Source organism: Chitinibacter tainanensis DSM 15459 (genome assembly GCF_000429785.1).
GTDB lineage: Bacteria > Pseudomonadota > Gammaproteobacteria > Burkholderiales > Chitinibacteraceae > Chitinibacter > Chitinibacter tainanensis.
This window is the reverse complement of record NZ_KE386951.1, coordinates 1-13,087: the sequence shown is the minus strand read 5'-3', so window position 1 is coordinate 13,087 and position 13,087 is coordinate 1. Positions and strand designations below refer to the sequence as shown.

Below are 13,087 nucleotides of genomic sequence, written 5' to 3'. Positions count from 1 at the left end.
GCACCCGCCGCCCATTTGCGGCGGGTTTGTTTTTCCGCAACATTACTGGCATGGCTGCGTGCTCTAATGGGCGCGTGGATTTTTTTAGGCTGGCCACTATGCCAATTTGGTGTGGACAGCGATAATGCAGAGACTTTTTTGACCTTGGGTTGTGGCCTGGATTGGGCGGCTAAACATGGCTGATCACGGGCGGCAATTCGTTTTTCATTGATTAAGGAAAACCGTGATGGCAGCTACGCGTACTGATTTAGCAAATGCAATTCGCGCACTGGCGATGGACGCTGTGCAAAAAGCCAATTCAGGCCACCCAGGCGCACCGATGGGGATGGCTGAAATTGGTCTTGCATTGTGGGGTGGCCATATGCGCTTTAACCCACAAAACCCAGCTTGGGCGAACCGCGACCGCTTTGTACAATCGAATGGCCACGGCTCAATGCTGCAATACGCATTGCTGCACCTCACTGGTTACGATGTATCGATGGAAGACATCAAAAACTTCCGTCAATTCCATTCAAAAACCCCAGGTCACCCAGAGGTTCACTACACCCCAGGTGTAGAAACAACGACTGGCCCGCTTGGCCAAGGTATCACCAATGCCGTGGGTTTCGCTTTGGCAGAAAAACTGCTGGCGGCGCAATTTAACAAACCGGGTCTGGACATCGTTGACCACCACACTTATGTGTTCCTGGGTGACGGTTGCTTGATGGAAGGTATCTCTCACGAAGCGTGCGCGCTGGCCGGCACTTGGGGCTTGGGCAAGCTGATTGCCTTCTGGGACGACAACGGTATTTCAATTGATGGCCACGTTGAAGGCTGGTTCACCGATGACACGCCAAAACGTTTCGAATCTTACGGCTGGCACGTCATTGCTGGCGTAGATGGCCACGATGTAGATGCACTGAACGCCGCCATCCTTGCCGCCAAAGCGGAAAGCAACAAACCAACGCTGATCTGCTGCAAAACCATCATTGGTAAAGGCTCGCCCAACAAAGCCGCTAGCCACGATTGCCACGGCGCACCATTGGGCGACGCGGAAATCGCACTGACTCGCGAAGCGATTGGTTGGCCACATGCCCCATTTGAAATCCCTGCTGACGTGTACGCAGGTTGGGACAAAAAAGCCGCTGGTGCTGCGCTTGAGGCCGAATGGAATGCGCTGTTTGCGAAATACGCCGCGCAATACCCAGCCGAAGCCGCTGAATTCACTCGCCGTATGAAAGGCGACTTGCCAGCGAACTGGCAAGATCTGGTGAAATCTGCCGTTGCCGAAGCCAATAGCAAAGCAGAAACCATCGCAACGCGTAAAGCCAGCCAAAACGCGATTCAAGCCTTCGCGCCAAACTTGCCAGAAATGCTCGGCGGTTCGGCTGACTTGACTGGTTCTAACTTGACCAACTGGAAAGGCTCGAGCAGCCTGAAAGTTGAAAACGGCCAAATTAGCGGTAATCACATCAGCTACGGTGTGCGCGAATTCGGTATGAGCCATATTATGAATGGCCTAGTACTGCACGGTGGTTTCCGTCCATTCGGCGGCACCTTCCTGATGTTCTGCGAATACGCGCTGAACGCAGTGCGCATGGCTGCGCTGATGAAAACCAACAATATCTTCGTTTACACGCACGATTCAATCGGCTTGGGTGAAGATGGTCCAACTCACCAACCAGTTGAGCAATTGCAAACCCTGCGTTGCATCCCGAATCTGAACACTTGGCGTCCAGCGGATACCGTTGAAGCGATGGTGGCTTGGGCTGATGCGATCGAGCAACGCACTACGCCATCTTCACTGATCTTCAGCCGTCAGAACTTGGCTTTCCAAACGCGCACTGAAGAGCAAATCGCCAACATCAAACGCGGTGGCTATGTACTGCGCGATGCGGCGAATGCCAAAGTGGTCTTGCTGGCCACCGGTTCTGAGCTGGATCTGGCGGTGAAAGCGTTCGACGCTCTGGCGGCTGAAGGTATCGCAGCGCGCGTGGTTTCAATGCCAAGTACCAATGTGTTCGACAAACAAGACGCGGCCTACAAAGCATCCGTCTTGCCAGCCGGCGTGCCACGCCTGGCGGTTGAAGCGGCTACCAGCGACTTCTGGCGCAAATACGTGGGTCTGGAAGGCGATGTGATCGGTATCGACACCTTCGGCGAATCAGCACCTGCGCCATTGCTGTTCAAGCACTTCGGCTTCACGGTAGAAAACGTGGTGGCACGTGCGAAAGCACTGGTGAAATAAGCGTCACCACGCCAAACACAACGGGCCCTGCGGGGCCCGTTTTTTATTGAAGCTTAATGGCTTGTGTGGAGGGTATGGGGCAGTAAGCCTTATAAAATAAACCTCGCACGGCAATACCTGCGAGTGTATTGCCAGGCAAGGTGCGTACTGCGCATGTCTTGTGCTCAGCGTGATGGCGAAGGGATGTGGATATAAAAAAACACCCCAGCGCGCTGGGGTGTTTTTCTGTGGCTCTAACAGCGGCTGTGCTCAGCTGGCCTCCGCCGGTTTGCTCTCCGGCAAGAGCCGGGTCAGGATGGAAAACAGCGGTGGGTTGAGCAAGATCGACAGCAGCGCGCCAGCGATAATCAACGCGTTGGCATCGGTGCTCAGCAGCCCCAGCGCCATGCCCATGCTGGCCAAAATAAACGAGAATTCGCCAATCTGCGCCAGGCTCGCGGCAATGGTGCTGGCCACGGCATTGTTGTAGCCGTACAGCCGCACAATGCCCCAAGCCGCCAGCGATTTACCCACCACAATCACCAACACGGTGCCCAGCAGCGCCAGCGGTTGCTCCAGAATAATCGCCGGGTTAAACAGCATACCCACCGAGACGAAAAACAGTACCGCAAACGCATCGCGCAGCGGCAGCGATTCTTCGGCCGCGCGATGGCTAAATTCCGATTCGGCCAACACCATGCCGGCGAAGAACGCCCCCAGCGCAAACGACACACCAAATAAATGCGCTGCGCCGTAGGCGACACCCAGCGCAATCGCCAGTACGCCTAGCCGAAATAGCTCGCGGCTACCGGTCCAGACGGTTTTTTCCAGCACCCACGGGATCACTCGGCGACCCACCACCAGCATAAAGGTCACAAAGGCGGTGACTTTCAGTAGCGTCATCAAAATCAGCTGCCCCAGCGCCACATCGCCGTGCCCACTGCTGGTGCCACCCAAGAGGCCTGCCAGCGCCGGCAGCAAGACCAAGATCAGCACCATGGCCAGGTCTTCTACAATCAGCCAGCCAATTGCAATCCGGCCTTGCGGGGTTTGCTCCAGCTCGTATTTTTGCAGTGCTTTTAACAGCACCACCGTGCTCGCCACCGACAGCGCCAAGCCAAACACCAGGCCCTCGCCCCACGGCCAGCCCATTGCCCACGCTAGGCCCATGCCCAAGGCGGTGGCGCAGGCAATCTGTAGCACTGCGCCGGGGATGGCGATTTTCTTCACGCTCAGCAGGTCTTTCAGCGAAAAATGCAGGCCCACGCCAAACATCAGCAAAATCACGCCCACTTCGGCCAATTCATTGGCCAGCGCCTGATTGGCCAAGGGCCCCGGGGTAAAGGGGCCGACGATAATCCCGGCACACAAATAACCGATCAGCGGCGGCATGCGGCAGCGCTGGGCCAGCATGCCAAACACATAAGCTAGGCCCAGGCCCAAGACTAAAGTCGTTAACAGCGGTGTATCGTGGTGCATCGCATCTCCATCGCTTTGATTCTGCTCGATTATGACAGACGCACAGCTTGAAGCTGAACGGCAAATTCACATCCATGGTTGAAATTGTAATTTTCCCCTGCGGTTTTTGAGCTGGCGGCACAAGCAGGTACAATGGCGGTTTTGGCTCGCTGGCTGGCATTTGGTTCGCCACAGCGCCCCCTGCGCGGGCCCCACTTACGAATTTAGGCCGCTTCATGACGATTTCCCAACTCCTGAACCAGCGCGTACAAGCTGCGCTGGCCGCTGCTGGCGCCCCCGATGCGCCGGCCGTAATCCAGCCTTCCGGTAAACCAGAATTTGGCGATTTCCAGGCCAACGGGGTGATGGGCGCCGCCAAAGCGCTGAAAACCAACCCCCGCGAGCTGGCGGCCAAAGTAGTGGCTGCGCTGGATCTGGCCGGTATCGCCGACAAAGTCGAAATCGCCGGCCCCGGCTTTATCAATATTCACCTCGCGCCCGAATTTCTGGCCCAGCGCCTGAGCGCCGCGCAAAGTGACGACGCCCTCGGCATCGCCAAGCCCGCGCCACAAAAAGTGATGGTTGAATATTCATCGCCGAACTTGGCCAAAGAAATGCACGTGGGCCATCTGCGCTCCACCATCATTGGCGACGCCATCGCGCGCGTTCTGGGCTTTGTGGGCCATGATGTGCAGCGCTGTAACCACGTCGGCGACTGGGGTACGCAATTTGGCATGCTGGTGGCTTACCTCGTCGAAACCCGTCAATCGGGCGATGCCGAGCTGGAGCTGGCCGATCTGGAAAACTTCTATCGCAAATCCAAAGTGCGCTTTGATGAAGACGCCGTTTTTGCCGATACCGCGCGTCAATACGTGGTGAAACTGCAAGGCGGCGACGCTGAAGTGCTGGCGCTGTGGAAACAGTTTGTCGAAGTCTCCATGCAGCACTGCCAAGCGGTGTACGACAAGCTGGGCGTAGGGCTGGATCTGGCCGCGGTGCGCGGCGAATCAGCCTACAACGACGATCTGCCTGTGGTAGTCAGCGATCTGCGCAATGCCGGCCTGCTGGTGGAAGATCAGGGCGCGCAAGTGGTGTTCCTGCCGGAATTCAAAAACCCGGAAGGCGAACCGCAGGCGATGATCATCCAGAAAAAAGATGGCGGCTTCCTGTATGCCACCACTGACCTCGCCGCCGTGCGCTATCGCCACCGCAGCCTTGATCTGAAACGCGTGGTGTATGTGGTGGATGCGCGCCAAAGCCTGCACTTCCAGCAACTCTTTACACTGAGCCGAAAAGCCGGTTTTGCCCCCGCCGATATGGCCCTCGAACACGTGGCGTTCGGTACGATGATGGGCGAAGACGGCAAGCCGTTCAAAACCCGCTCAGGTGATACAGTCAAACTGGTCGAGCTGCTGGATGAAGCCATCGAGCGGGCGTATACGCTGGTAAGCCAGAAAAACCCTGATCTAGCGGAAGATACCCGCCGCAGTATCGCCAAAGCCGTAGGTATTGGCGCAGTGAAATACGCCGATCTATCCAAAAACCGCACCAGCGATTACATCTTCAACTGGGATACCATGCTGGCCTTCGAAGGCAACACCGCCCCGTATCTGCAATACGCCTACACCCGCGTGCAGTCGGTGTTCCGCAAAGTGGGCGCGGTAAATACCAGCGCCGCCATCGTCATCACCGAGCCCGCCGAAAAACAGCTGGCGCTGCAATTGGCGCAGTTCGACGAAGTGATCGAATCCGTGGCCAGCACCTGCCAGCCGCATCAGCTGTGTGCGTATCTATTCAATCTGGCCCAGCAGTTCTCGCGCTTTTATGAAGCCTGCCCAATCCTCTCGGCCGAAGGCGCCGCTAAAGACAGCCGGCTGGCGCTGGCGGCCTTAACCGCCAAGACATTGAAAACTGGGTTGAGTTTGCTGGGGATTGCGGTGTTGGAAGAGATGTAATTGGATTGACCAATAAAAAAGCGACCGGAAGGTCGCTTTTTTATTGGTCAGCTCATGAAAAACTGCCTTGAATTTAATACAACATTTAATGTTTGAAATTTAAATTTTCGACAAAGAAATGGAGTGTTATGAAAAAACTTATCGTACCTTTTGTTGGGTTAATAGCATGTTTTGCCATTTTTGTCGGGTTAGATACTAGGCGTGATGGGCTAGTTTCAATGAATAGTGGGTTTAAAATTGCCGAGCGGGATATGCCAATGGTGATTAAGCAGGCCAATTTGGGGCGGCTAGACGCAATGAAAAAACTCGCGCTCCATTATGGTATGTATGACGAGAATTATGTTTTGGAGCGTTATTGGCAATTTCGGGTTGCAGAGGCAGGGGATGTTGAAATGCGCTTGTTTCTCGTTGAAACGCTAGAATCTAGCAAAATCCCTAAAGGCAGAGAAAATGCATTCCAGCTAAGAAAAAAGTGGAATTTAGGTGTCTCGCTATATAGGTCGCAATAGCTGCAGTGCTGTAGGTTGGGCTAAGCTTGCACAGCCCAACATAAATGAACCGCTGAGCTTATTATGGCGGTTTTGTTTTATGCGCCGTTGGCGCGATGTTTTCAATGCGCGTTCCGCCGCGCTAACGGGAAGGGTATTTGCTTCGCCAAATACCCCTTCACCCCAAAGGCGACCCGGGCGAAAAGCGCTCCGCGCTGCCCTTGCTGCGTCGTGAGCCAAACGATAAAGCCGTTCGTCTCCCTCCTTGCTGCGGTTTTCGCTACACGGGAAACCAAGCCCCAACTTCACGAGCGCGGTAAATACTGGCGGCAGTATTGTGCTGAAGGCATTGCCGGTATTTGTTTTGGTGAACATACCCCTGCCGTGGTTAGTACGAGTCGCCCGTGGAGCCGCGCCGTTCGGGAGGCACTTGGCAAGGTTTTAAGATGCGGCTGTTTGAGCGTTGCGACGCTAGCGCAACGCGAGTTTCCGCATCGCCTTGCCAAGCGCTGGACGGACGGGGTTTCGCGGCGATCGGGCGCGTTAGGGTTGCAAGGGGCAAGGCAAGACTGCCCCTTGCTCGTCCGGCGGGCGAAACCTCCGGTTTACCGCCAGCGCAGCAGGCTAAGCTTCAAGGAAAAAGCTCTGGCAGTGATTAACGCGACTGGCCGCTAATCGTCTCTGCTGCCAGCTCGCCAAAGCGCGATGGCGTGTCGGCGAGGATTGGGCGGGCTTTGTGGAGGGAATGGTAGCCATTGAGCCAATGCCGGGCGGTGAGGACGGCGCCGGCGAGGGTGAGTAGGGTCAGCATCGGTGAATCGCCGCGCAGCCAGCTGCTGATGGCCGCGGTGATCAGCAGGCACAAGATCATGGTATCGATCTGCCAGCTGCGACGCGTGGTGCGCAGGCTCAGCTGGATGGGCGTGATTTGTAGCGATTGCCAGTCATTCAGCAAATGGCGGGCGGCGATGGTGAGCAAGATCAGGCTCAGGCAAGCCGGATAAAACTCGCCCAGCCAGCCGTAATAGCTCAGTGCCCCGAGGCTCAGTACGGTAAACGTGGCATCCAGGGCTAAAATCCGAGGGTTCGCGCGACGTGGCATGGTGGTCTTTCCGTTCTCGTTGCTTGATACCATTAAGGGTAAAACCTGATGCGGTTTTTGCCTAGTGCTAGCCGCTGGCCGTGGTGGCGATGTTGCGCCCAGCATTGACCCCAGCCGGGCTGCGCGCGAAGATGCGCTGATGGTAAAACGCTAGGGCAAAGCGCGCAGGGGGCATGCATGGATCAGGATTTCAGCGCACAACTGGCGCGGCTATTAAGTTTGGGCGAGGCGGCGCTGCAGCAATGGCAGCAAGGCCAAGCTAGCCGCGCAGCACCGGATTGGCTGGCGGCCGCGTGGCGCTGGCGGGCGACGGCCGCGGGTGGATTTTTGCAGCCAGTGCGCCAGCCGCATGAGGTGGCGCTGGCCGATTTACAGAATGTCGAGGCGCAAAAGCAGCGCCTGCTGACCAATACCCGCCAGTTTGTGGCCGGCTTGCCGGCCAATAATGTGCTGCTCACCGGCGCGCGTGGTACCGGAAAATCATCTTTGGTGAAGGCCGTGTGGCAGGCCTGCCGCGCCGATGGGCTGAAACTGATCGAGGTGGAGAAAACCCATTTATATGATCTGCCCGAAATTGTGGAGCTGGTGGCCACGCGGCCCGAGCGCTTTCTGATTTTTTGCGATGATTTGTCGTTTGAAGAGGGCGATCACGGCTATCAGGGGCTGAAAACGGTGCTGGATGGCTCGATTGCCGGCCCGTCGGCCAATGTGCTGATTTACGCCACGTCCAACCGCCGGCATCTGGTGCCTGAGTATTTCAGCGAAAACGCCGCCACCCGCTATGAAGGCGGCGAGATTCATTTTGCCGAGGCGGTGGAAGAAAAAATTGCCTTGTCCGAGCGCTTTGGCATCTGGCTGTCGTTCAGTAGTTTTAGTCAGGATGAATATTTGCGCGCGGTGGCGCATTGGCTGTCGGTGCTGGGCCCCGCGCCGTGGGATGCCGAGGTGCAGCGCGAAGCTTTGCTGTGGGCGCACACGCGCGGCGCCCGCAGTGGGCGGATTGCCTGGCAGTTTGTGCGCGATTACTTGGGGCGACGCGGGCTGGCGCAGCAGGCGGCGGGCTAAGCGGGTGGCTGCGGAAGTCGCGGTATGGTTTGGCGGGCGCAACTCTGGCCGGGCGGGCTTGTTTCTTGCCCGTTTGGCCACATCTGCCGTGCATGGATAACCGCTGGAGCCACCGCATGGCTTGGAATGCAGAAGATTTATCGCGCATTATCGAAATGGCATGGGAAGATCGCACCCCGTTTGAAGCGATTGAGCAGCAATTTGGGCTCAATCAAACCCAGCTGGTGCGGCTGATGCGGCGTGAATTGCACGCCAGCAGTTTTCGCCTGTGGCGTGCGCGCACCGCGGGCCGCGTGACCAAACACGCCGCCTTGCGCCACCCCGACATCACGCGCGCCTACGCGCCGGGCCAATACAAACCGCGCTGAGCGTGGTTGCCTGCCGGCGGGCTTGATGCGATATTGGCCGCTTTCGCCCGCGCGGCGCAGATAATCTGGCTGCCCACTATGAATAAGCAGACTCGCTATACCTTTTATGCCCGGCTGGCCGAGCTAGACCCCAACCCCACCACCGAGCTGAATTACAGCACGCCATTTGAACTATTGACCGCGGTGCTGCTGTCGGCGCAGGCCACCGATGTCGGCGTGAATAAAGCCACCGCACGCTTGTTTCCGGTGGCCAACACGCCGGCGGCGATTTTGGCGCTGGGCCAAGACGGGCTAGAGTCCTATATCGCCACCATTGGCCTGTATCGCAGCAAGGCCAAGCATCTACTGGAAACCTGTCGCATCTTGATTGAGCAGCACGGCGGGGAAGTGCCGCGCGATCGCGAAAGCCTAGAGGCGCTGCCCGGCGTGGGGCGCAAGACGGCCAATGTGGTGCTCAATACCGCATTTGGCGTGCCCACGATTGCGGTGGATACGCATATTTTCCGCCTCGGCAATCGCACGGGCCTAGCGCCAGGTAAGGATGTGCGGGCGGTGGAAGATAAATTACTGAAGGTCACCCCGGCTGAATTCATGCTCAACGCCCATCACTGGCTGATCTTGCATGGCCGTTATGTGTGTAAGGCGCGCAAACCCGAATGCTGGCGCTGCGTGGTGAATGATGTTTGCGACTATCGCAGCAAGCAGCTTACGCCCCCGCCGGGGCGCTAGGGGTATTGCTCGCTGCGCTATGTTAAATAATGGCTAGCGAGCGATACATTGGCGGGTATGGGGACGTACCGAACGCGCATGGCCTCGGCGGGTGTGGCTTAGCCAACTGCGTGGCAATACCAGCCGCTTTATTGCTCTAGCAGTGCGTGAAAAATAAAATGCTCTACCACCAGCCGCTCGGCCACGCCCAGCGGCGCAAACTCCACCCCGTATTGCATGGTAACTGCGGGTGGGTCGATGTGGCAGTTGCGGACGGTGGCACTGATGCTCAGTGTGTGGTCTTCGCCAGCGGCGTGCAGGCGCAGGCCGATCTGGATGGCTTCGCCCGCTTCGAGCTGTAATTGCGCGCCTTCGAGCATGGCGCCGGTGGCGGATAGATTAATCACCCGCGCGGCAACGCCCGCCTGCTGCGTGCGGTTTACGCTCACGATTAGATTGCTATTCACTCGCAGGCTATTGCGCAGTTGGTGGATATCCAGCTTATCCGGCCAGCTTAGATGCAGGTAGGGGAAGGGGCTGAAGCAGACTTTCTCGACCGTGCCCTTAAAGCTCACCACGTCTTTGCCGGCGATGGTTTTGAGCTGCAGCGTTTCCCCTTCGCGAAACGGCAAAATCGCCCCATCGTTGCTCAGTGTGCTAATCAGCACGCCGGCTTTATCCTGCCAGCCGATCAGTTTTACCGCGGCTTTGGGTTTGAGGGGATCGCCCAGCGATTGCACATGCAAAGTGCTACCAGGGGTGATTTTGAGTTGTGGCAGATGGCGCGCTTTGGTGGCTTTTTTGGGGGTAGGGGGTATTGGGCTGGCTGGCTCATCCTGATTGGCGCTGGGGGCTATACTGCTGCGCTTGATGCTGGCTTGCGCCGTGCCCTGCCACAGCGGATTCCGAAACAGCCCCTGTGTGCGTAAGGCGTCTAGCTGCGCCGCATTACGGATAATCTGCCCCTCGCGCAGTAGCAGTTGCCCCTGCGCATCATAAATGGTGTACGCCAAGGGCTGGCCCACATGCAGATCTTGGGCGCGGACGGGTTGCAGATCGGGCTTACTCATTCTGGGTGGCCTGCGGAGCGAATAAACCATTGTTCGCTAATTCTTACAAATGGCCAAGCATCAGCCGACCTGCGTTGCAGTTTATCGACGTGATACCATTTTGCCCTTTCTGGCAGGATTTCTAGGCCTACTTCATGCTGCATTTACTGAATGCGCCGCAGCGCGCGGCGGTGCAATATCTGTCTGGCCCATGCCTGGTGCTAGCCGGGGCAGGCTCGGGCAAAACCCGGGTGATCACGCAAAAAATCGCCTACCTGATCGAAACGGCCGGTATGGATGCGCGCAATATCGCTGCGATTACCTTTACCAATAAAGCGGCGCGCGAGATGCAGGAGCGGGTGGCCACCTTATTGCCACCCGAGCGCTTACGCGGGCTGACGGTTTCCACCTTTCACAGCCTGGGGATGAAAATCCTGCGCGAAGAAGCGCCGCATCTGGGCTATAAAACCCAGTTTTCGATTCTGGATTCGGCCGACGCCAATAAAATCATCGCCGATCAGCTGGTCACCACCGATAAAGCGCTTATCCGCCAAGTGGCGGGGCAGATCTCGATGCTGAAAAATGACCGCATCTCGCCTGACAAGGCCATGGCCACCGCTAGCTCCGAGGGCGAGCTGCAACTGGCACGGATTTATCGCGCCTACCAAGACACGCTGTTTGCCTATCAGGCGGTGGATTTTGATGATCTGATTCGCCTGCCGGTTGATCTCTTTGAAGACAACGATGAAGTACTGAAAAAATGGCGGCACAAGCTGCGCTATTTATTGATCGACGAATACCAAGACACCAATACCACCCAATACCAGCTGGTGAAACTCTTAACCGACATCACCGGCTACTTCACCGCCGTAGGCGATGATGATCAGAGTATTTATGCCTGGCGCGGCGCCAATGTGGAAAACCTCAAGCAACTGAAGATTGATTTCCCCAAGCTGGAAGTGATCAAGCTGGAGCAAAACTATCGCTCGGTGGCGCGCATTTTGCGTTGCGCCAACGCGGTCATCGGCAACAACCCCAAGCTATTCGAGAAAAAACTCTGGTCGGAGCTGGGCGAGGGCGATCTGATCAAAGTGGTGGAAACCAAGAGCGACGAAGACGAAGCCAAATGCGTGGCCGATCGGTTGCGCCAACATATGCTGCTCAATCGCACCAGTTTTAAAGATTACGCGGTGCTGTATCGCGGCAATTTCCAGTCGCGCATTATCGAAGCGCAACTGCGCGCCGAGAAAATCCCCTATGTGATGGCGGCGGGTGAGAGCTTCTTTGATCGCGCCGAGATTAAAGATGTACTGGCCTATCTGCGCTTGGTGGCCAACGAAGACGATGATCCGGCGTTTATCCGCGCGGTAACCACGCCCAAGCGTGGGATTGGCAATGTGACCTTAGAAAAGCTGGGGGCATATGCCGCTAGCCGGCAGATTTCCTTGTTTGCAGCGGCATACGAGGAGGGGTTTATCCATCAGATCCAGCCTGCTCAATCCGAAGCGCTGCAGACCTTCTGCAATTTCATCAATCGTCTGCAAACCCGCGCCCCACGCGAGCCGGCTGGGCCATTGCTGCAAGAGCTGCTGGCGGCGATCGATTACGAAACTTGGTTATACGATAGCGAAGAGCCCAAGCCCGCCGAAAATAAATGGAAAAGCGTGCAGGAGCTGGCCAGCTGGATTAGCCGCAAGGGCGAGCAAGATGGCAAAAACCTCATCGAGATCGTGCAGACCATTGCGATTATCACGATGCTGGAAGGGCGCGATGAAGAAGAAGTCGACGCGGTGCGCCTCTCGACTTTGCACGCCAGCAAGGGGCTGGAATATCCGCATGTCTTCTTAATCGGTTGCGAAGAGGAAATCCTGCCGCATCAGAACTCCATCGAAACCGGCATGGTTGAGGAAGAGCGGCGGCTGATGTACGTGGGCATCACCCGCGCTCAGCGCAGCTTGACCATTACCTATTGCAGCAAGCGCCGGCGTGCCGGCGAATGGCAAATCACGCGCCCAAGCCGCTTTCTGGATGAGCTATCGATGACCGATGTGCATTTTAGCGGCCGGCTCTCTGAGAAATACGCGCCCAGCGCCGACATTAAAAAAGAGCACGCCAGTCGCGCTGCGCAGCTGATGAGCAGTCTCAACGCCCTGATGACCCCGAAAAACTAGATAAAGAAGGGGCAATCTAGCCAAACCACAGCCCGCGTCAGCGGGCTGTGGTGTTTTTAGGCTGGGTTTTGCGAGGGTTGCGCTGGTGTTGCGGTGTTGCTGGGCCTGGGGTTTGATAGCTCTTCTTGGTTGGGTGCGATTTTCTTTGGCGTTCGCTTCTTTGAAAATCAAACGCTTATCGACTTGTTGGTGCTTTTTCGTTCGGTAGGTGTTGACGTGTTTTCGATGGGTGGGTATAGTTCGGCCTCTCTGCTGATGACGCAGCGAAACAAAACGAGTTTCTCTAGTCGCCAGCCCGATCTTTAACAATATACAGCCGATGAGTGTGAGTGCTTGATTCGTAAGTCGAAACAAGTGCTTGCACTCAGATGATAGGAAAAAAACAAGTCAGCAGGCTTTGCCTGTTAACTCGTGATTTTCTTTGAGTATTGAAGTACAAGCCAAGTAGTAAAAATAGCTTAGAGATTAAACGAAAGAGTTTGATCCTGGCTCAGATTGAACGCTGGCGGCATGCTTT

Annotated in this window: 11 protein-coding genes; 8 read left to right on the top strand and 3 right to left on the bottom strand. The window is 56.6% G+C overall.

Translation table 11 applies throughout. The features are described from left to right. The first annotated feature begins 226 nt into the window (after positions 1-226). Positions 227-2,227: a transketolase gene (tkt, locus tag G482_RS0109620; RefSeq protein ID WP_034619449.1), complete on the top strand. Its 2,001-nt coding sequence runs from the start codon at positions 227-229 to the stop codon at positions 2,225-2,227. A gap of 249 nt (positions 2,228-2,476) precedes the next feature. Here tkt and G482_RS18050 read toward each other — a convergent pair whose 3' ends face one another. Then, positions 2,477-3,685 (bottom strand): cation:proton antiporter domain-containing protein, encoded by a 1,209-nt coding sequence (locus tag G482_RS18050; RefSeq protein WP_051258895.1) that lies wholly within the window; start codon positions 3,683-3,685, stop codon positions 2,477-2,479. A 215-nt stretch (positions 3,686-3,900) separates the two neighbouring features. Here G482_RS18050 and argS point away from each other — a divergent pair, with 215 nt between their 5' ends. Both argS and G482_RS0109605 read left to right on the top strand, forming a co-directional pair. Continuing rightward, positions 3,901-5,619, top strand: coding sequence for an arginine--tRNA ligase (gene argS / locus G482_RS0109610; RefSeq protein ID WP_028449861.1), 1,719 nt, complete (start codon positions 3,901-3,903; stop codon positions 5,617-5,619). Positions 5,620-5,747: 128 nt separating this feature from the next. Beyond that, positions 5,748-6,128, top strand: coding sequence for a hypothetical protein (locus G482_RS0109605; protein WP_028449860.1), 381 nt, complete (start codon positions 5,748-5,750; stop codon positions 6,126-6,128). A 634-nt stretch (positions 6,129-6,762) separates the two neighbouring features. On the opposite strand, the gene G482_RS0109600 is transcribed toward G482_RS0109605, so the two are convergent. Continuing rightward, positions 6,763-7,209, bottom strand: a complete 447-nt coding sequence (locus G482_RS0109600) for a hypothetical protein (protein WP_028449859.1) — start codon at positions 7,207-7,209, stop codon at positions 6,763-6,765. Between the two features lie 177 nt (positions 7,210-7,386). Between G482_RS0109600 and G482_RS0109590 the strand changes: the two genes are divergently transcribed. The 3 genes from G482_RS0109590 to nth all read left to right on the top strand — a co-directional run bounded on the left by G482_RS0109590 (position 7,387) and on the right by nth (position 9,371). Then, entirely contained in the window at positions 7,387-8,274 is an 888-nt protein-coding gene (locus tag G482_RS0109590; RefSeq protein WP_028449858.1) for an ATP-binding protein, read from the top strand. Positions 8,275-8,390: 116 nt separating this feature from the next. Beyond that, positions 8,391-8,642 (top strand): TIGR03643 family protein, encoded by a 252-nt coding sequence (locus tag G482_RS0109585; RefSeq protein WP_028449857.1) that lies wholly within the window; start codon positions 8,391-8,393, stop codon positions 8,640-8,642. 78 nt (positions 8,643-8,720) lie between these two features. Continuing rightward, positions 8,721-9,371 (top strand): endonuclease III, encoded by a 651-nt coding sequence (gene nth / locus G482_RS0109580; RefSeq protein WP_028449856.1) that lies wholly within the window; start codon positions 8,721-8,723, stop codon positions 9,369-9,371. Between the two features lie 128 nt (positions 9,372-9,499). Here nth and G482_RS0109575 read toward each other — a convergent pair whose 3' ends face one another. Continuing rightward, complete coding sequence (locus G482_RS0109575; protein ID WP_028449855.1) at positions 9,500-10,420, bottom strand: flagellar brake protein; 921 nt, start codon at positions 10,418-10,420, stop codon at positions 9,500-9,502. A 134-nt stretch (positions 10,421-10,554) separates the two neighbouring features. Between G482_RS0109575 and G482_RS0109570 the strand changes: the two genes are divergently transcribed. Further along, positions 10,555-12,570, top strand: coding sequence for a UvrD-helicase domain-containing protein (locus G482_RS0109570; RefSeq protein ID WP_028449854.1), 2,016 nt, complete (start codon positions 10,555-10,557; stop codon positions 12,568-12,570). Between the two features lie 93 nt (positions 12,571-12,663). Further along, positions 12,664-12,876 (top strand): hypothetical protein, encoded by a 213-nt coding sequence (locus tag G482_RS0109565; protein WP_028449853.1) that lies wholly within the window; start codon positions 12,664-12,666, stop codon positions 12,874-12,876. The last annotated feature ends 211 nt before the right edge of the window (positions 12,877-13,087 follow it).

Excerpts from the sequence above, each read along its gene's own strand:
- G482_RS0109600 (WP_028449859.1), bottom strand. The coding sequence starts at position 7,209 with ATGCCACGTCGCGCGAACCCTCGGATTTTAGCCCTGGATGCCACGTTT.
- G482_RS0109590 (WP_028449858.1), top strand. The coding sequence starts at position 7,387 with ATGGATCAGGATTTCAGCGCACAACTGGCGCGGCTATTAAGTTTGGGC.
- G482_RS0109570 (WP_028449854.1), top strand. The coding sequence starts at position 10,555 with ATGCTGCATTTACTGAATGCGCCGCAGCGCGCGGCGGTGCAATATCTG.
- G482_RS0109575 (WP_028449855.1), bottom strand. The coding sequence starts at position 10,420 with ATGAGTAAGCCCGATCTGCAACCCGTCCGCGCCCAAGATCTGCATGTG.
- argS (WP_028449861.1), top strand. The coding sequence starts at position 3,901 with ATGACGATTTCCCAACTCCTGAACCAGCGCGTACAAGCTGCGCTGGCC.
- G482_RS0109585 (WP_028449857.1), top strand. The coding sequence starts at position 8,391 with ATGGCTTGGAATGCAGAAGATTTATCGCGCATTATCGAAATGGCATGG.
- nth (WP_028449856.1), top strand. The coding sequence starts at position 8,721 with ATGAATAAGCAGACTCGCTATACCTTTTATGCCCGGCTGGCCGAGCTA.
- G482_RS18050 (WP_051258895.1), bottom strand. The coding sequence starts at position 3,685 with ATGCACCACGATACACCGCTGTTAACGACTTTAGTCTTGGGCCTGGGC.
- G482_RS0109605 (WP_028449860.1), top strand. The coding sequence starts at position 5,748 with ATGAAAAAACTTATCGTACCTTTTGTTGGGTTAATAGCATGTTTTGCC.
- tkt (WP_034619449.1), top strand. The coding sequence starts at position 227 with ATGGCAGCTACGCGTACTGATTTAGCAAATGCAATTCGCGCACTGGCG.